Below are 18,589 nucleotides of genomic sequence, written 5' to 3' on the forward strand. Positions count from 1 at the left end.
CATGTGTCGTTTAAGGACTAGCGTTCTGGCTGCACGCGCCTGGGCGTCCCTCAGCTCTGACCGGCGCCCGAACCGACGCGGCTGATATCTCGTGGAAGAGGTAAAGCAATGAAAGCCGTGCAGTACCGGACCATCGGCAAGGGCCCCGAGGTCGTCGAGGTGGACAAGCCGACCCCCGGACCGGGCCAGGTTCTGCTGAAGGTCACCGCCGCCGGTCTGTGCCACTCGGACGAGCTCGTGATGTCGGTTCCCGACGCGATGGGCTATCAGCTGCCTATGACCCTGGGTCACGAGCCCGCCGGCATCGTCGAGGAGCTCGGCGAGGGCGCCACCGGCATCGAGGTCGGTACGCCGGTCATCGTGTACGGCTGCTGGGGCTGCGGGGTGTGCGAAATGTGCGCCGCCGGAAAGGAGATGCTCTGCCTCAAGGGTATGACGTCGCCCGGCCTGGGATCCGACGGTGCGATGGCCGACTACATGGTCGTGGACACCCCGCGCCACCTGGTGCCGATCGGTGACCTCGACCCGGTACGCGCCGCCTCGCTCACCGACGCGGCCCTGACCCCTTACCAGGCAATCCTTTCCGTGCTGCCGAAGCTGCACGCGGGCACCACCACGGTGGTGCTGGGCGTCGGCGGGCTGGGGCACGTGGCGGTGCAGCTGCTGCGTGAGCTCACCGGCACCCGCATCGTCGCGATGGACGTGACCCAGGAGAAGCTGGACCTGGCCAAGGAGTGCGGCGCGCACGAGGTGCTGCCGTCCGGGCCGGACGCCGCCGCGGCGGTGAAGAAGATGACCGACGGCCGCGGCGCCCACGTCGTCTTCGACTTCGTCGGCATCGACCAGACCAGCGAACTGGCCCTGGCCTGCGCCGGTTTCGAGTCGCACGTGGTGATCGTCGGGGCCGGCGGCGGTGGCGTGAAGATCGGCTTCCTGACCGCGCCGTACAACATCCACGTGTCCACGTCGCTGTGGGGCGGCCGGGCCGAGCTCGGCCAGCTGGTCACCATGGCCCAGCGCGGCCAGATCCACATCCAGACCAAGACCTTCAGCCTGGACGACGTGCCGAAGGCGTACGAGATGCTGCACCGCGGCGAGATCATCGGCCGCGCGGTCGGGGTCCCCTCGCTCTGACGAAAGCTGCCGTGGTCATGCGGTGTTCGCGCATGACCACGGCAGGTGCCGGGAACTCAGTCGCGCTGGGCGGCCTGGATCGCGGTGAGGGCGATGGTGTAGATGATGTCGTCCACCAGCGCGCCGCGGGACAGGTCGTTGACCGGCTTGGCCAGACCCTGGAGCATCGGGCCCACGCTGACCACGTCGGCGCTGCGCTGTACCGCCTTGTAGGTGGTGTTACCGGTGTTCAGGTCGGGGAACACGAACACCGTGGCGCGACCGGCCACCGGGCTGTCGGGCGCCTTGCTCTTCGCGACCGACGAGATCGCCGCGGCGTCGTACTGCAACGGGCCGTCGGCCACCAGCTCGGGCGCCCGCTCGTGCAGGATCTTCGTGGCCTCGGTGACCGCGGCCACGTCGGTGCCGGAGCCCGAGGAGCCGGTGCTGAAGCTGATCATCGCCACCCGCGGTTCGATGCCGAAAGCCTCGGCGGAGCGCGCACTCTGGATCGCGATGTCGGCCAGCTGCGACGGCGTCGGGTTCGGGTTCACCGCGCAGTCGCCGTAGATCACCACCTCGTCGGGCAGGCACATGAAGAACACCGACGAGACCAGCTCGGCCCCCGGCGCCGTGCCCAGCAGCTGGAGGGCCGGGCGCACCGTGGCGGCGGTGGTGTGCACCGCACCGGCCACCAGACCGTCCACCTCGTCCAGGCGCAGCATCATGGTGCCCAGCGTGATCGTGTCGGTGAGCTGGTCGGCCGCCCGCTCCGGGGTCATCCCCTTGTGCTTGCGGGCCTCGACCATCTTGTCGATGTACCGCTGGTCCACGTTCGTGGGGTCGATGATCTCGATGTCGGCGGGCAGCGTCAGGCCGAGACCGGCCGCCTGGGCGCGCACCTCGTCCTCCGGCGCCAGCAGCACGCACTGGGCGATGCCCCGGGTCTGGCAGGCGACGGCCGCGCGCAGGGTGCGGGGCTCGCTGCCCTCCGGCAGCACGATGCGCTTCTTCACCGCCCGGGCCCGGGTGGTGAGCCGGTGCCGGAAGGCCGGCGGGCTGACCCGGGTGCTGTGCAGACCGGCGGGCAGCTCGGCGAGCCAGCCCGGGTCGAGCGAGGCCGCCACGGTGGACGCCGCCATCCGGGCCCGCTCCTGGTCGTCCGAGGGGATCTCCGGGTCGAAGGCGGTCAGCGTGGCGGCGGTCTCGTAGCTGTACTCCTCGGTGACGAGGATCGGCAGCCCGGTGGCGGCAGCCGGCTTGCACAGCTCCCAGACCCGTGGGTCGGGCTCGATGCCGACGGTCAGCAGCAGCCCGGCCAGGCGCACGCCGTTCATCGCGGCCAGGCAGACGCTGAGGATCACGTCGTGCCGGTCGCCGGGCACGACCACCAGGCGGCCCTCACGCAGCAGCGGCAGCACCCCCTGCACCGACTGCGCGGCGATGATCACGTCTTTCACCCGGCGGTCGGGATCGCCCTCGCTGAGCACCTTCACGTCCAGCCCGGCGACCAGGTCGCTGGTGCGCGGCCAGGTCAGCTCCTCCTTGGCCGGCACCGCACCGGCCATCCGCAGCCCGACGTCGGCCAGCGCGTGGTGCAGCTCCGCCTTGACCTCCGGCGAGCAGCCGGCGATCCGGTTGACGATCGCGCCGTTCACCCGGTCGTGCTCGCCGCCGCGGTAGGTCTGCGCGGTGATCGACATCGACTCGGCGGTGCGCACCAGGTCGCCGTCCGCGTCGGCGGCGCTGACCAGCACCACGTCGGCGTCGAAGGCCTTGGCCAGGGCCAGGTTCACCCGGCCGGAGTAGACCCCGCCGGGGCCGCTGGCCAGCCCCTCGACGATCACCACGTCATGGGCCGACAGGATCGGTTCGGCCGCCTCGACGGCCTGCTGCATGAGGATGTCCAGGCTGTTCTCGCTGAGCAGCCGTTCGGCCTGCTTGGCCGGCAGCGGCTCCGGGGGCTCCAGCGAGGAGATCAGGCGGATCAGGGCGGTCGAGGTGTCCGCGACGTCGCCGCGGGCGTGGAACTGGGCGAGCGGCTTGAAGAAGCCGACGTCCACCCCCCGCTGCTGCAACGCCGCGACCACGCCGAGACAAGTGGTGGTGAGGCCGGAACCATGACCGGTCGGGACCATCAGCAGGGTGCGGGTCATCGAGCACTCCAATTACAGGACGGCGCACTGCTCGTGACTAGCGTGCCCCGCGCCAGGCCTCCTTGCCCGCAGGGCGCGACGAGCAGATGTCTGGACAGGACGTTACCCATGGGGAAGACGTCCTACGGCGACCGGGCCGAAGGTCTCGACCATCGGTTTCGTGATCATCGGCACGGCGGTGGCCTTGGCCTCATTCCGGCCGCGCCGCCGTGGCTACCCGGCCAGGGCCTCCAGCACCTGTTCGCCGTACCGCTCCAGCTTGGCCTGCCCGATGCCCTCGATCTCGCCGAGCTGGCCGAGCGTGGCCGGCATCCGCTGGGCGATCTGCGCCAGCGTGGTGTTGTGGAAGATGACGTAGGCGGGCACCCCCTGCTCCTTCGCCGCCGCGCCGCGCCAGGCGCGGAGCTTCTCGAACACCGCCGCGGCCTCGGGCGAGAGGTCGGCCGTGGGCGCGGCCTTGGACCGCGAACCACCACCGCCGCCGGACGAGCGCGCCACCTTCTCCGGCTCACGGCGCATCATCACCTCGCGCTCGCGGCGCAGCACCGCGGCGCTGCCCTCGGTCAGGGCGAGGGTGCTGTACTCGCCCTCGACCTGGAGCAGGTTCTTGGCCAGCAGCTGCCGGGCCACGCCGCGCCACTGGGTCTCGGTGAGCTCGGTGCCGATGCCGAACACGCTGAGCTCGTCGTGGCGGAACCTGGTCACCTTGTCGGTCTTCTTGCCCAGCAGGATGTCGATGGACTGACCGGCGCCGAACTTCTGGTTCCGCTCGCTCTGGAGCCGGTACACGGTGGACAGCAGCTTCTGCGCCGGGATCGTGCCGTCCCAGGTCTCCGGCGGCGTCAGGCAGGTGTCGCAGTTGCCGCACGGCCCGGCCTGCTGGCCGAAGTAGTTGAGCAGCTGCACCCGCCGGCAGTCGACCGTCTCGCAGAGCGCGAGCATCGCGTCGAGGTGCATCGAGAGCATGCGGCGGTGCGCCAGATCGCCCTCCGAGCCGTCGATCATGCGGCGCTGCTGCACCACGTCTTGCATGCCGTAGGCCATCCAGGCCGTGGACGGCAGCCCGTCCCGCCCGGCCCGGCCGGTCTCCTGGTAGTAGCCCTCGACCGACTTGGGCAGGTCGAGGTGCACCACGAACCGCACGTCGGGTTTGTCGATGCCCATGCCGAACGCCACGGTCGCGACCATCACCAGACCGTCTTCGCGCAGGAACCGGGACTGGTTGGCCGCCCGCACCCGCTGATCCAGACCGGCGTGGTAGGGCAGCGCCGGGATGCCGTTGGCGCTGAGGGTCTCGGCCGTCTTCTCCACCGAGGCCCGGGACAGGCAGTAGACGATGCCCGCGTCGCCGTTGTGCTCGGTGCGCAGCAGGTCGAGAAGCTGCTTGATGGGCGAGTTCTTGGGCACGATGCGGTACTGGATGTTGGGCCGGTCGAAGCTCGCGACGAAGTGCTGGGCCTGTTTCAGGTTCAGCCGCTGCGCGATCTCCTCGTGGGTGCGCGAGGTGGCGGTGGCCGTGAGCGCGATGCGCGGCACCTCGGGCCAGCGCTCGTGCAGCATGGACAGCGCCAGGTAGTCCGGCCGGAAGTCGTGGCCCCACTGGGCCACACAGTGCGCCTCGTCGATCGCGAACAGGGCGATGTTGCCCTGCTCCAGCAACCGCCAAGTGGACGACGTGCCGCCGCCGAGTGCCTCGGGCGCCAGGTAGAGCAGATCGAGTTCGTCGGCCAGGAAAGCCTTCTCGACCTCGCGCCGGGTCTCGTGGTCCTGGCTGGAGTTGAGGAACCCGGCCCGCACCCCGAGCGCCCGCAACGCGTCGACCTGATCCTGCATCAGCGCGATCAGCGGCGAGACGACCACCCCGACGCCCGGCCGCACGAGCGCCGGGATCTGGTAGCACAGCGACTTGCCGCCGCCGGTCGGCATCAGCACCAGGGCGTCGCCCCCGGAGATGACCTGGTCGACGATCTGCCGCTGGTTGCCCCGGAACGAGTCGTAGCCGAACACCCGGTGCAGCACCTCGAGCGCGGGATCTGCTTCCGGCCGGCTCAGCGACAGGCCGGTGGTGGTGGTCTCGGCGTCCGCAGTCACCCGGGGGAGTCTAGTTGCGGGCACCGACAGCCGAACGCGCTTGGGGATAACTGAAGGGAGGCCGTGCGTTGTAGCCGGGGGACGAGTGCACAGGGGATGCCATGACCGAGAAGAAGCCCGCCTACCTGCGGCACGAGGACTGGGTGGAGCGGCAGATCCGCGAGGCCCGTGAGCGCGGCGCCTTCGACAACCTGGCCGGCGCCGGCAGACCGCTGCGCGGCCTGGACCGCCCGTTCACCGCCGAGGAGTGGGCCCGGAACTGGGTGGAGCGCTCGGGCGGCGACATGCAGGCCCTGCTCCCGCCCATGCTGCTCCTGCGCAAGGAACGGGCCGCCCTGCTCAGGGCCCTGCCCACCTTCGGCTCGGAGAAGGACCTGCGCGAGACCGTGGCCGACTTCAACCACCGCCTGCTCGACCAGTACCGCCGCCCGATGGACGGGCCGCTGATCGCCGTCGGGGTGCTCGACGCCGACGAGGTGGTGGGGCAGTGGCAGGCGGTGCGGCCGGTGCCCGCCCCGCCTCCGCCCGCCCCGCAGCCCCCGGCGCCGGGCCTGGTGCGGCGGCTGAGTGCCCGCCTGCTCCGGCGGCGGTGACCGGACGCCGAGGCGCCGTCCTCTGTGACCTGGGCCATGCGGCGTCCCCAAAGAGACGTGAATCTCAAAGCTTCCGTAGGGCCGACCCCAACCCCAAACTTCACCATCGCCCGTGACGGGGCGGTGAAGACGGGTCGCCCCGGCGAGTGCGGACGAAGCGGGACGATCACCCCCACGCACCTGCCCGCGGCGTGGTGCGGGCCACAGAACTGGGCCGATCCGGGGTAACACGCTCGTCACGGAGATGAGCCGACGGCGCCCGTCCGATGAACAGGGAACGGAGATCGCCGCTCTTTTCGTATGCGAATTCGTATGCGAAAGTCGATGACGTCGTTAGAGCCGCCCTGCTGCCCCTAGGGATCGAACTCATGAACAGCAACAACCTGACCCGTCGAGGGTTTTTCGGCGCCGGCGCGCTGGCCGGCCTGATCGGACTGTCGGCCTGCGGGTCGCCGGGCGGTTCGTCGTCGGGCGGTTCGTCGGGCGGTTCCACCAAGATCACGATGTTCCACTGGGCCGGTGCCCAGGCCACCGTGCCGGTGAAGGTGGGTGACGCGTTCGCGGCGGCGAACGACGTGGAGGTGGCCTACATCGAGGGCACCAACGCCGACACCTTCCCCAAGCTGGTCTCGTCGGTGCAGATCGACAAGAACTCCCCGCTGCTGAACCTGGGCTTCTTCAACGGCCAGAGCTTCGCGCAGGGCAACAACTCGGACCTCTGGGAGCCGATCCCGGACTCGGTCTCGAACGTGGACCTGGTCAACAGCAAGTACCAGATCAGCGACCGCCGCGGCGCCTACATGGTGATGGACGCGATGGGCCTGGTCTACAGCAAGAAGGCGTTCAAGACCCCGCCGACGTCGTGGATGGACCTGTTCGACAGCGCCTACCGGGGCAAGGTGACCACCTGGGACGCACCGGCTTTCAGTGTGAACGCGCTGCCGGTGATCGCCAAGCTGAACGGTGGCTCGGAGAGCGACCTGGACCCGGGCCTGGAGATCTTCTCGAAGGCGGCCAAGGCCGGGCAGTTCCACGGTTTCATCGCCTCCACCGACGCTCTGCGGCAGCAGCTGAACTCCGGCGAGGTGGTGATCGCCCCGGGCTTCCAGGGGGTCGCGCAGCCCTGGATCGACGCCGGTGACGACATCGGTTTCGTCGCTCCCGACGAGGGCATGATGGCCTTCCCGGAGGGCTTCCAGCTGGTCAAGGGCTCGTCCGACGCGCAGCTCGAACAGGCGGCGAAGCTGATGAACGAGCTGTTCACGCCGGAGAACGTGGCCGAGTACTGCAACCTCAACGGGCTGATCCCGCTGGTCGAGGGCGCCGAGCTGAAGGCCGAGCTGGCCGACAAGGACACCTTCCAGCTGGACGCGGTGGAGTCGGCGATCCAGATCGACTGGGTCACGCTGGTGGAGAACATCGAAGATGCCACCACGGCCTGGAACAAGGACGTGAAGGCCCACATCTGATGAGTGAATTCGGGGCCAGCTCGGTCGAGATCACAGACGTCACCAGAGCCTTCGACGGCCAGCGGGTGCTGGGGCCGATCAGTCTCAGCATCTCCAGCAGCAGTTTCCACTGTCTGCTGGGCCCTTCCGGCTGCGGCAAGACGACCCTGCTGCGGATCATGGCCGGGCTGGACACCCCGGACACCGGCACGGTGGTGATCGGCGGAACGGACCACAGCCGGACCGCCGCCCACCGTCGTCCCACCAACCTGGTGTTCCAGTCCGGCGCGTTGTTCCCGCACCTGTCCGTCGCGGACAACATCGCCTTCGGCCTGAAGACCGACCGACGGACGGCGAAGAGCGAGATCCGTTCCCGGGTGAGCGAAATTCTCGACCTGGTCGCGATGGGCGAGTACGCCGGCCGGAGCCCGGCCACCCTCTCCGGCGGGCAGCGCCAGCGGGTCGCGATCGCCCGCGCCCTGGTGCGGCGGCCCGACGTGCTGCTGCTCGACGAGCCGCTCTCCGCCCTGGATCTCGCGCTCCAGCTGCGCATGCGCCGCGAACTGCGGCGCTGGCAGCAGGAAACCGGCACCACGTTCGTCTGCGTCACCCACAACCAGGCCGAGGCGATGGAGATCGCCGACGAGATCGCGGTGATGAACGCCGGCGTGGTCGAGCAGTCGGGCAGCGCCCGCGAGCTCTACGAGCAGCCCGCCAGTCGCTTCGTGGCCGGGTTCATCGGCGAGAACAACGTTTTCGAGAACCTCACAACGGTGGACGGCGGACAGACCGCGGACGGGCTGCTCTTCCCCTGGCCGCAGCAGAGCCTGACAGTGACCGAGTCGCTCGCCGTGCGTCCCGAGGCGATCCGGCTGCTGCCCGCCTCGGACCCCGCCGCGCTCGGCACCGCCCGGGTGCTGACCACGAGCTTCACCGGCAAGAGCGTGCGGGTGGCGCTGAACACCAGCACCGGCCGCGAGGTGCTGGCCGAGCTGCCGCCCGGCGGCGTGGGCGTGTCGGCCGGTGACCAGGTCGGCATCGGCTTCGAGCCCGGGGCGGTCCGCCGCTTCGGCCCGGAGCGCTCCGGGGCGGCCGCGTGACGGGCCAACCGTCCGGGGCCGGGCTCGTGGCCCCGGCAACCAGGCTGACCAGGCGCCGCCGGAATCCGGCGGCGCTGCTGGTGCTTCCGGGCGTGGTCTACCTGGCCATCGCCTTCGTCACCGTGGTGGCGCTGCTGATCTCGTACAGCGTGCGCACCGAGAAGACCAGCGTGCTGTTCGCACCGTTCGACCTCGGCACCTGGTCGACGGCCCTGGGCGACTCGTACCTGTGGTCGACCATCGGCACCACGCTCCGGCTCGGCCTGATCGTCAGCCTGATCACGGTGCTCGTCGCCTACCCGCTCGCCTGGTGCATCCAGACCATGCGCCGGGGCTGGGCGGCGGCCGCGATGCTCTTCGTCGTCTTCTCGCCGATCCTGGTGAGTGTCGTCGTCCGTAGTTACGGCTGGCAGTTGCTGCTGCGCACGGGTGGTCCGTTCGGCGACACCTTCGACAGCTGGCTTTACCACGAGCCCGGGGTGATCCTCGCGCTGGTGCACGTGGAACTGCCGTTCGCGGTGTTCCCGATCCTCAGCTCGATCCGCACCATACCGCCCGAATATACCGAGGCGGCAGCCGATCTCGGGGCGAGTGCGATGCAGCGCTTCCGGAAGGTGCTGCTGCCCCTCACCGTGCCCGGCCTGCTGAGTGCCATGCAGCTCGTGTTCACGCTCACCATCAGTGCTTTCGCCACCCCGGCGCTGCTCGGCGGCGGCCGGGTGACCGTGCTGGCGCAGACCATCTACCAGAACATCCAGCTGCTGGCCTGGCCGCTGGCGGCGGTGCAGGCGGTGTTGCTGCTGGTGATCACGCTGGTCGTGCTCTCGCTGTTCGCGCTCGTGACGAGACTGATCGGCGGGGGCGGTGCCCGGTGATGCGCGTTCTGAGGGCCGTCTTCCTCACCCTGGTCACCGTTTTCGTGCTGGCTCCGTTGGTGGTCGTGCTGCTCGCCTCGGTCAGCCCGGACGAGGTGCTCACCAGCCTGGTGCCCGACGGCTTCACCCTGCACTGGATCGGCGAGGCGCTCGACTACGAGCCGTTCCGGGTGGGCATCCTCTACTCCGTCGAGGTGGCCGCGCTGGCCACGGCGATCGCCCTGCTGCTCGGCACGCCGGCCGCATATGCCCTGGCCCGTACCAGGATTCCGGCTGCCGGGTTCCTGCGCTCGGTGTTCGTCGCCCCGCTCAGCCTGCCCCGCGTGGTGGCCGGGTTCTGCTTCTTCACCCTCTACGTGTCGTTGTTCCCGACCGCCTACGGCACGGTCGGCGGGGTGGCCTTCGCCCATGTGCTGCTCCTGCTGCCGTTCGTGGTGGCGCTGATCGGCGCCGGGCTGGCCGGGTCCGACCCGGCGCTGGAGGAGGCCGCCCGCGACCTCGGGGCCTCGCCGCTGAAGGCGTTCTTCCGGGTGACGCTGCCGCAGATCCGCATGCCCCTGCTGATCGCCGCCGTGTTCGCCTTCCTCACCTCGTTCGACGAGGTCGACCTGTCGATCTTCCTGATGCCCGCCGACACCACCACGCTGCCGGTGGCCATCTTCCTGCGCCTCCAGCAGGACCAGGACCCCACCACCTCGGCCGTGTCCAGCCTGATGATCGTCGGCTCGCTCGCCGTCGCCCTGCTCACCGGGCTGGCCGTGCGCCGGGCCGGGCTGTGGCGCGAAAATACCCGTAGCGGCGAAGGGATGGACGAATGAGTTACCGGCTCGGCGTCGACGTCGGGGGCACCTTCACCGACATCGTGCTCGCGAACGCCTCGACCGGTGAGCTGTTCACCGACAAGGTGCCCTCGGACGCCGGACAGCCCGCCCGGGCGGTGATCGCCGGGGTGCGCAAGATGCTGGACCACGCGCGGATCACGCCGGACCAGGTCGAGTACTTCTCGCACGGGCAGACCTTCGCGCTGAACACACTGCTCCAGCGCACCGGTGCCCGGGTGGGTCTGCTGGTCACGCAGGGCTTTCCGGACCTGCTGTCGATCGGCCGGCTGCGCCTGCCCGACCCGATCGACTACTTCACCGCCCCGCGACGTCCGCTGGTAGCCCCCACCGACGTCCGGGAGATCGGCGAGAGGATGCGCGCCGACGGTTCCCTGGTCACGCCGCTCGACCCCGAGCAGGTGCGCAGCGCCGTGCGGAGCCTGGTCGACGACGGCGTGGAGGCGGTCGCCATCGCGTTCCTGCACTCGCACCGGTTCGGCCAGCACGAACGGCAGGCCGCCGCGGTGATCGCCGAGGCCTTCCCGCAGCTGCCGGTGGCCTGCTCCAGCGGGCTCTGGCCGGAGGAGAAGGAGTACGAGCGGGCCACCGTCGCGGTGCTGGCCGCGCACGTCGGCCGGGCGCTGGGCGACTACCTGAAATACCTCTCGTCGGAACTGCGCGCCCTGGGCCTGGACTGCCCGATGCACATCACCAAGTCCAACGGCGGCGTCACCTCGATCGAGACGCATCCGCAGGAGTTTCTCCGCACCGCCGTCGAGACCCTGCTCTCCGGACCGGCTTCCGGTGTGGCCGGCACCATGCGGGTGGCCGGCACCGCGGGCGTCGACCGGCTGATCACCATGGACATGGGCGGCACCAGCGTGGACTGCGCCATCGTCGACGGCGGCATCCCCTACTCCACCGAGAGCGAGATCGGCGAGTTCCCGCTGATCATCCCCTCGGTCGAGGTCTCGTCGATCGGCGCGGGCGGCGGCTCGGTCATCCACGTCGACGCGAACGGCGTGCTCAAGGTCGGCCCGCGCAGCGCCGGCGCCTATCCCGGACCGGCCTGCTACTCCCGCGGCGGCACCGAGCCCACGCTCACCGACGCCTACGTGGTCTGCGGCTACATCGACCCGGCCGACTTCGCCTCGGGCACGGTCGACATCGACCCGGACCGGGCCCGCGACGCCCTGCGCCCGCTGGCCGAACGGCTGGGCCTGAGCATCGAGGCGGCGGCCGAGTCGGCCGTGGCCGTGGCCACCGCGATGATGCACTCGCAGCTCATCCCGCTGTGCGCCCAGCACGGGGTGGACCCGTCCGGCATGACCCTGGTCGCCTACGGCGGCGCCGGGCCGGTGCAGGCCGCGCTGCTGGCCGCCGCGCTGAAGATGCCCGAGGTGTTCATCCCGACCTCGCCCGGAACCCTGTGCGCCTACGGGGCCCTGGCCACCGACATGCGGGTCGACCTGGTGACGCCGGTGGGCGGCCCGGTCACCACCGCCGAGCTGGTGGACGGCTGGGACGCGCTCCAGCGCCAGGCCGAGCAGTGGTACGCCGAGCAGGACCACCGGCTGCACCCGGACGTCACGGTGACCCGCTGGGCCGACGTCCAGCTCACCGGACAGTCGTTCACCCTGCCGATCACGCTGTCCTCCGAGGTCAGTGTCGAGGCCCTGGGCCGGGCGTTCGCCGAGGCGTACGTGCGGGCCTACGCGGTGGACCCCGGGGACGCCGGGCTGGACGTGCGCAGCCTGCGGCTGACCCTGGCGGCCTCGCCGTCCCTGCCCGAACCGGTTGCGGTGGGCGGTTCTTCGGCGCAGGGGGTGAAGCATCGGCTGGTCGAGGACGGGGTGGTGGTGGACGCCACGATCTACCGCCGCCCGGAACTGCCGATCGGCGCGGTGATCCAGGGCCCGGCCGTGATCCCGGCCCCCGACACCAGCATCTTCGTGCCCTCGGGCTGCACCGCCCGGGTGGACGAGCACGGGAACCTGCGGATCAGGGTGGGTGGGACGCATGCGTAGTTCACCGGTCGTGCTGGAGATCCTCTCGCACCGCTTCGCCGCGGTGGTGGAGGAGATGGCGGAGAACATCCGTCGCACCAGCTTCAGCATCTTCGTCAAGCAGACCGCCGACTTCGGCACCTGTCTGGTGACGCCGGACGGCGAGGTGTTCGCCGCCCCGCGCCGGATCTCGGGCAACCTGATGATCGGGGTGCCGGCCCGCGCGGTGATCGAGTCGCTCGCGCCGTACGCGCCCGGCGACGTCGGGCTGAGCAACGACCCGGACGCCACCGGCGGCCTGGTCACCCACCTGCCCGACCTGTGGGCCTGGCAGCCGCTCTACGTCGACGGCGAGATCATCGCCTACGCGCTGAGTTTCGTGCACTCCTCGGACATCGGCGGCAGCGTGCCCAGCTCCATCGACTGGGGGCACACCGACATGCACCAGGAGGGGCTGCTGATCCCGCCGGTGCGGTTGCTGACCGCGGGCGAGCGCAATCAGGGCGTCTTCGATCTGGTGGCGCGCAATTCCCGGGTGCCCGCGCAGAACCTGGGCGACCTGGAGGCCCAGGTGGCGGGCCTGCGCACGGCGCAGCGCCGGCTGAGCGAGATCGCCGAGACCTACGGCAAGGACGCGGTGAAGGCCGCGATCGCCGATTTGCTCGACACCGCCTCGTCCCGGGCGTCCTCGCTCCTGGACTCGCTGGAACCGGGCTCGTACGACTTCGTCGACTACGTCGAGGGCGTGGAGCGGCTGGAGGCCGACGGATCCCGGGTGACCGAGGTGCCGCCGACCCGGCTGGCGCTGAGGCTGACCGTGGGCGAGGGACGGGCGCATTTGGACTTCACCGGCACCTCGCCGCAGGTGCTGGAGGCCATCAACCTGCACACCGGCGGTGAACCCGGGCACTACATGCTGGCTTTCGCGCTGGTGAACTGGTTCTACTCGCAGGACAAGCAAATTCCGTACAACTCCGGGCTGGTGCGGCCGCTGACCGCGCACCTGCCGCCCGGCTCGATCGTGAACCCGCGTCCCGGTGCCCCGTGCGGGGTGCGCGCGGCGGTGTTCTTCCGGATCATGGACTGCGTGGTGGGCTGCCTGGCGCAGGCCTCGCCGCAGAAGATGGCCCCCGGGTCGGGACTGGTGGCCATCGCCTCGATCTCGCACGTCGACCTGGCCACCGGTGAGCGCAAGGTGTCGGTCGGGCAACCACTCACGGGTGGTTCCGGTGGACGTCCGGGGCAGCCCGGTCTCGACGGCACCAGTTACATGGGTGGCTGGCTGCGGAACGTGCCGAACGAGGTGCTGGAGTCGGACGTGCCGGTGCTGGTGGAGGAGTACCGCTACCGGCGCGGTTCCGGCGGCACCGGCGAGCAGCCCGGCGGCGACGGTCTGGTGGTGCAGATCAGGAGCCTCGAAGACGACGTGACGTTCGTGGTGCGCGGCCTGGAGCGGTTGTTCTACCAGCCGTTCGGTGTGGCCGGCGGCGGGCCGGGAGCACCCGGCATGGCCACCCTGAACCCGGGTACGCCCGGCGAGCGCAACCTCGGCCGGGTCGGCTCGATCACGCTGCGCGCCGGTGACGTGCTGCGGGTGGAGACGCCCGGCGGTGGTGGCCTCGGATCCGGTTCCGGAGAAGGGCTTTTCGACTTCGGCCCGGCCCGCGATTCGTACGACCGGCGCTTTCCGCAGGAGTTGCAGCAACGTCTGGTGCACGCGGTGCTCGGCCAGGTGCCCTCGGCGAAGCAGGCCGGGATCTACCGGGCGCTGTACCTGCGCATCGACGGGGCCGTGGGTGACGGCGTGGTGACGCCGGAGATCCTGGCCGAGACGCTGGACGCGGCCGGACTCGAGAACCTGGACACACCCCGCCCACCCGAGGAGATCCCGGCATGACCGCCCTGCGATTCGGCCTGATGACCCACGCCGCCGCCGACTGGCCGGTGCTCACCGAGCGCTGGCGCCACTTCGAGGCCGCCGGGTTCGACGCGCTGTGGGCCGGCGACCATCTGTGGAGCGCCCTGAATGCCGACGGGAACGGTTACACCCAGCCGCGTTTCGACGCCTGGATGCTGGCTGCCGGGATCGCGAACGCCACCACGCGGGTGAGCGTCGGCACCCTGGTGTCGGCGATCAACATGCGCAACCCCGCCGTGCTGGGCAAGCAGGCGCTGACGCTCGACCACATGTCCGGCGGTCGCGCGGTGGCCGGGATCGGCGCCGGCGGAAACCCGAAAGACGGTGCCGTGGCCGGGGAACCGGCCTGGGGCCCGGAGGAGAAGTCGGCCCGGCTGGCCGAGTACCTCGACGTGGTGCGGCGGGTGAGCAGCGGCGGCGAGCTGGCGTTCGACGGCACCTACTACCGCACCTCCGGGGTGGCCGGCCCGGCGCCGGTGGCGCCGCAGGTGCCGCTGCTGGTGGCCGCCCACCTGAAGTCGTCGCTCGCGGTCACCGCCCGGTACGCCGACGTCTGGAACTCGTACGGCACGCTGTTCAGCCAGCTGGCCAAGGGCGTGAAACTGACCGCGCAGGAGAGCCTCACGGTCACCGCCCGGCGCTCGGCGTTCCTCGACGCCGAGTGCGAGAGGATCGGCCGCGACCCGGCCACGCTGCGTCGCTCGTTCATGCTCGCCTTCACGCAGGACGCGCCGTGGGTCTCGGTGCAGCAGTTCCGCGACACCGTCGGCGGCTACGCCGAGGCGGGCATCACCGAGTTCATGTTCCCCTTCCCGTTGCAGGGGCCGCACGACCCGGAGGTGTTCACCGAGGTGGTCGAGACCGTGATGCCGCGGTTGCAGGCCGGGGAACGGCCGTGACCCTGGCCGGCGACCTGGTGACGCTGCGCCGCGAGCTGCACGCCGACCCCGAGGTCGGGCTCGACCTGCCGCGCACCCAGGCCCGGGTGGTCGAGGCGCTGGCCGGGCTCGGGCTGGAGATCACCCTGGGCACCGGGTCCAGCTCGGTGGTCGCGGTGCTGCGCGGTCAGCGGCCCGGCCCCACGGTGCTGCTGCGCGGCGACATGGACGCCCTGCCGATCACCGAGGACACCGGCCTGCCGTTCGCCTCGGCCAACGGCGCGATGCACGCCTGCGGGCACGACCTGCACACCGCCGCGCTGGTCGGCGCCGCGCGCCTGCTCCACGCCGAGCAGCGCGCGGGCGACGTCGTCCTGATGTTCCAGCCCGGTGAGGAGGGGCACGGCGGTGCGAGGGCGATGCTGGCCGAGGGTCTGCTCGAGGCCTCGGGAACCAGGCCGGTCGCGGCCTACGCCCTGCACGTCATCGCCGACCTGCCGCACGGTGTGTTCCACGGCCGGCCGGGCCCGATCATGGCCGCCTACAGCACGATGCAGATCGACGTGATCGGCCGGGGCGGACACGGCGGGCGGCCGCACGAGGCGCTCGACCCGATCCCGGTGGCCGCGCAGATCCTCACCGCGGCACAGACCTACGTGGCCCGGCGGTTCAGCGCCTTCGACCCGGTGGTGCTGACCTTCGGCGAGTTCCACGCCGGCAGCGCGCCGAACGTGATCGCCGAGCGGGCCACACTGCGAGCCGGTATCCGCACCTTCTCCGCCGAGCACACCGCCCGGGTGGCCAGGGAACTTCCGGCGCTGGCCGAGTCGGTGGCGGCCGGCAGCGGCTGCCGGGCCGAGGTGACGTTCACCCCGGTGATGGCTCCCACGATCAATGACGCCGCTGCGGCAACGGTTCTCGAGAACGTCGCCACCGGCCTGTTCGGCGCCGGGCGGTACCGTCAGCTGGAGAACCCGCGCACCGGCTCGGAGGACTTCTCCGAGGTGCTCGCCGAGATCCCCGGTGCCTTCGGCTATCTCGGTGCCGCCTTCCCCGGGGCCGCACAGCCTGCCGGGAACCATTCACCACGAGCAGTTTTCGACGACTCCCTGCTCGAGGACGCGGCCCGGCTCCTGGCCGGCTGTGCCCGCCACCATCTGTAGTCCTGAACCTGAAAGGTCGCCATGTCCAGCGTTGCTCCCCGCCATCCCCGACGAGGTGCGGATGTCCTCGTCGAGGCCCTGATCGCCAACGGCGTCGAGACCCTGTTCGGCGTGCCCGGCGACACCGGCGTGGTGTTCTACGACGCGCTGTTCCACCAGCGCGAGCGGATCGAGCACGTGCTGGCCCGCGACGAGCGGCACGCCGCCTACATGGCCGACGCCTTCGCCCGGGTGACCAACCGGGTGGGCGTGGTCGAGGTCTCCAGCGGCGGCGGAACCACCTACGTGGTGGGCGGTCTCGGTGACGCGTACGCCTCGGGCATCCCGGTGCTGCTGCTCACCTCGGACATCCACCGCAGCAGCCGGGGCACCGGCGCGCTCACCGAGATCGACCAGGTGGCGCTGTTCAGCGCGGTGACCAAGTGGCAGGTCGTGGTGGAGAGGGCGGCCGACATGCCGGGCGCGGTGGCGCAGGCCCTGCGCACGGCGGTCAGCGGGCGCCCGGGGCCGGTGGCGCTGATCGTGCCGGAGGACGTGCTGGAGGAGATGACCGACGCCCCCGTCGTCACTTCGGTGGCCACCCTGCCGGCCGAGCGCGTCCCGGCCCCCGGGGCCGACGTGGCGCGGGCCGCCCGGCTGCTGGAGAACGCCGCCAGGCCCGCCGTGGTGGTCGGCGGTGGCGTGCACGCGTCGTCCGGTTACGCCGAACTGTCGCAGCTGGCGGCCGTTCTCGGCGCCGGCGTGGCGACCAGCATCCACGGCCAGGGCGCGGTGGCCACCACGGACGAGTGGTGGCTGGGCATCGTCGGCAACAACGGCGGCCAGCCGGGCACCAACCGCTACCTGGCGGAGGCTGACGTGGTGCTGCTGGTGGGCACGCGTGGCAATGCGACGAACACCAATTCATGGACGGCGCCGGCCCGGACCGGCACCACCGTGATCCAGATCGACATCGAGGCCGAGCGCGCCGGCCGTAACTTCGCGGGTTCCCTGGGCCTGGCCGGCGATGCGAAAACGGTGCTGGCCCAGCTGGTGTCGGAGCTCTCCGTCGTCCACAAACAGGTTCTGGACGAACGCCGTGCCCAGGTGGCGGCGGCACGGGCGGACGCCACCCCGGCCACCGCGGGCCCCGAGCACGCGCCCGGCGTGATCTATCCGCGCAGCGTCGTCGAGGCCGTGCACGCCGCGCTCGGCGACGAGGTGACGGTGATCGGCGACCCGGGCACCCCGACCCCGAACGTGGCGGTGTTCTGGCCGGTCGCCGAGGCGGGCCGGCGCACCGTGATCCCGCGCGGGCACGGCCCGATGGGCTACGCGATCCCGGCCGCGATCGGTGTGGCCAAGGCGCTGCCCGGCCGGCCGGTGGTGTCGGTGACCGCGGACGGCAGCTTCGCGATGGCCTGCGGAGAACTGGAGACGGCGGCGCGGTTCGCCCTGCCGATCCTGTTCGTGCAGCTGACGAACAACAGCATGGGCTGGATCAAGATGCTCCAGCACCTCTACACCGGTGGCCGCTACTTCGGCGTGGACCCGGGCCCGGTGGACGCGGTGCTGGTGGCGAAGGCCAACGGCGTCGACGGCGTGAAGGTGACCTCGGCGCAGGAGCTGGAGGCCGCCCTCGCCTCGTTCGCGGCGGACCCCCGGCCGTTCTACATCGACGTCGACGTGCCGCACATGATCGACTACGCGCCTCCGGTGCCGGCCTGGGACAAGGGACTGGCAGGCAATACCGAACGCCCGGTTTACTGACGAGATGACGGTTTCCGAGGGATCTGAGCGCATCACGAGGCCGGTGCTCCGGTCGGAGACGGTGTACGGCACCCTCCGGCAGGAGATCACCGACGGCGTGCTCGCCCCCGGTACCCCCCTGGTCGAAGACGACATCGCCGAGCGGCTGGGCGTCTCCCGCACCCCGGTGCGGGAGAGCATCCAGCGCCTGGCCGCCGACGGTCTCGTCGACTCCCGCCGGCGGCGCTGGGTCGTGCACGTGTACCAGCCGGAGGAGATCAGCGAGATCTACGGGGTGCGTGCCGCCCTGGAGTCGCACGCCGCCCGGCTGGCCGCGCTGCACGCTGACGCCGCCGCGCTGGAGCGGATCGAGGCCCAGCGTGAGGTGATGACCAAGGAGAACCTGATCACCCTGCTGGAACGGGGCAAGGCCAACGACGACTTCCACGACCTGATCAGTGGGGCGTCCGGAAACCCCCGGCTGCTGCGCACGATTCGCGACCAGCGCCTGTTCCACTTCAACCGCCGGATCGGGGCGCTGTACGACGAGGAGTCGCTGCGCACCACCTCGCGCCAGCACGGTCAGCTGATCGACGCGGTGGTCGGCCGGGACGCCGACACCGCCGGTGAGATCGCCCGCGTGCACGTGGAGTTCTCGTTGCAGCTGCTGCTCGACCGGCTCTTCTAGTTCTTCTTCCC

At 70.9% G+C, this 18,589-nt stretch carries 14 protein-coding genes; 12 read left to right on the forward strand and 2 right to left on the reverse strand.

Annotated elements, in window-relative coordinates; all coding sequences use genetic code 11:
- Nucleotides 1–108: 108 nt before the first annotated feature.
- Nucleotides 109–1,134, forward strand: a complete 1,026-nt coding sequence (locus tag KIH74_RS29420; RefSeq protein WP_214159632.1) for an NAD(P)-dependent alcohol dehydrogenase — start codon at nucleotides 109–111, stop codon at nucleotides 1,132–1,134.
- A 56-nt stretch (nucleotides 1,135–1,190) separates the two neighbouring features.
- On the opposite strand, the gene pta is transcribed toward KIH74_RS29420, so the two are convergent.
- Nucleotides 1,191–3,269 carry a phosphate acetyltransferase gene (gene pta / locus KIH74_RS29425; protein WP_214159633.1) on the reverse strand — a complete coding sequence of 693 codons (2,079 nt, stop codon included), beginning with the start codon at nucleotides 3,267–3,269 and terminating at the stop codon, nucleotides 1,191–1,193.
- A gap of 213 nt (nucleotides 3,270–3,482) precedes the next feature.
- Nucleotides 3,483–5,327: a DNA helicase RecQ gene (recQ, locus tag KIH74_RS29430; protein WP_246573389.1), complete on the reverse strand. Its 1,845-nt coding sequence runs from the start codon at nucleotides 5,325–5,327 to the stop codon at nucleotides 3,483–3,485.
- A gap of 134 nt (nucleotides 5,328–5,461) precedes the next feature.
- Between recQ and KIH74_RS29435 the strand changes: the two genes are divergently transcribed.
- The 11 genes from KIH74_RS29435 (at nucleotide 5,462) to KIH74_RS29485 (ending at nucleotide 18,578) form a co-directional block, all read left to right on the forward strand.
- Nucleotides 5,462–5,953 (forward strand): DnaJ family domain-containing protein, encoded by a 492-nt coding sequence (locus KIH74_RS29435; RefSeq protein WP_214159634.1) that lies wholly within the window; start codon nucleotides 5,462–5,464, stop codon nucleotides 5,951–5,953.
- A 368-nt stretch (nucleotides 5,954–6,321) separates the two neighbouring features.
- Nucleotides 6,322–7,422: an ABC transporter substrate-binding protein gene (locus KIH74_RS29440; protein WP_214159635.1), complete on the forward strand. Its 1,101-nt coding sequence runs from the start codon at nucleotides 6,322–6,324 to the stop codon at nucleotides 7,420–7,422.
- A complete protein-coding gene (locus KIH74_RS29445) occupies nucleotides 7,422–8,501 on the forward strand; it encodes an ABC transporter ATP-binding protein (protein ID WP_214159636.1) in 1,080 nt (359 codons plus the stop codon). Before KIH74_RS29440 ends, KIH74_RS29445 begins: the two co-directional genes overlap by 1 nt.
- Nucleotides 8,498–9,376 carry an ABC transporter permease gene (locus KIH74_RS37125; protein WP_214159637.1) on the forward strand — a complete coding sequence of 293 codons (879 nt, stop codon included), beginning with the start codon at nucleotides 8,498–8,500 and terminating at the stop codon, nucleotides 9,374–9,376. The genes KIH74_RS29445 and KIH74_RS37125 overlap by 4 nt, the downstream gene beginning before the upstream one ends.
- A complete protein-coding gene (locus KIH74_RS29455; protein WP_214159638.1) occupies nucleotides 9,376–10,194 on the forward strand; it encodes an ABC transporter permease in 819 nt (272 codons plus the stop codon). Before KIH74_RS37125 ends, KIH74_RS29455 begins: the two co-directional genes overlap by 1 nt.
- Entirely contained in the window at nucleotides 10,191–12,224 is a 2,034-nt protein-coding gene (locus KIH74_RS29460) for a hydantoinase/oxoprolinase family protein (RefSeq protein ID WP_214159639.1), read from the forward strand. The genes KIH74_RS29455 and KIH74_RS29460 overlap by 4 nt, the downstream gene beginning before the upstream one ends.
- Nucleotides 12,217–14,100: a hydantoinase B/oxoprolinase family protein gene (locus KIH74_RS29465; RefSeq protein WP_214159640.1), complete on the forward strand. Its 1,884-nt coding sequence runs from the start codon at nucleotides 12,217–12,219 to the stop codon at nucleotides 14,098–14,100. Before KIH74_RS29460 ends, KIH74_RS29465 begins: the two co-directional genes overlap by 8 nt.
- Entirely contained in the window at nucleotides 14,097–15,020 is a 924-nt protein-coding gene (locus tag KIH74_RS29470; RefSeq protein WP_214159641.1) for an LLM class flavin-dependent oxidoreductase, read from the forward strand. Before KIH74_RS29465 ends, KIH74_RS29470 begins: the two co-directional genes overlap by 4 nt.
- On the forward strand, nucleotides 15,017–16,162 hold the full coding sequence (locus KIH74_RS29475; RefSeq protein ID WP_214159642.1) for a M20 metallopeptidase family protein: 1,146 nt from the start codon (nucleotides 15,017–15,019) through the stop codon (nucleotides 16,160–16,162). The genes KIH74_RS29470 and KIH74_RS29475 overlap by 4 nt, the downstream gene beginning before the upstream one ends.
- A 21-nt stretch (nucleotides 16,163–16,183) precedes the next feature.
- Nucleotides 16,184–17,911: a thiamine pyrophosphate-binding protein gene (locus KIH74_RS29480; RefSeq protein ID WP_214159643.1), complete on the forward strand. Its 1,728-nt coding sequence runs from the start codon at nucleotides 16,184–16,186 to the stop codon at nucleotides 17,909–17,911.
- A gap of 4 nt (nucleotides 17,912–17,915) precedes the next feature.
- The gene (locus tag KIH74_RS29485; RefSeq protein WP_214159644.1) at nucleotides 17,916–18,578 is read left to right on the forward strand and encodes a GntR family transcriptional regulator; all 663 of its coding nucleotides are present in this window, start codon (nucleotides 17,916–17,918) and stop codon (nucleotides 18,576–18,578) included.
- Nucleotides 18,579–18,589: the final 11 nt, after the last annotated feature.

This window comes from Kineosporia corallincola, from assembly GCF_018499875.1.
Taxonomy (GTDB): domain Bacteria; phylum Actinomycetota; class Actinomycetes; order Actinomycetales; family Kineosporiaceae; genus Kineosporia; species Kineosporia corallincola.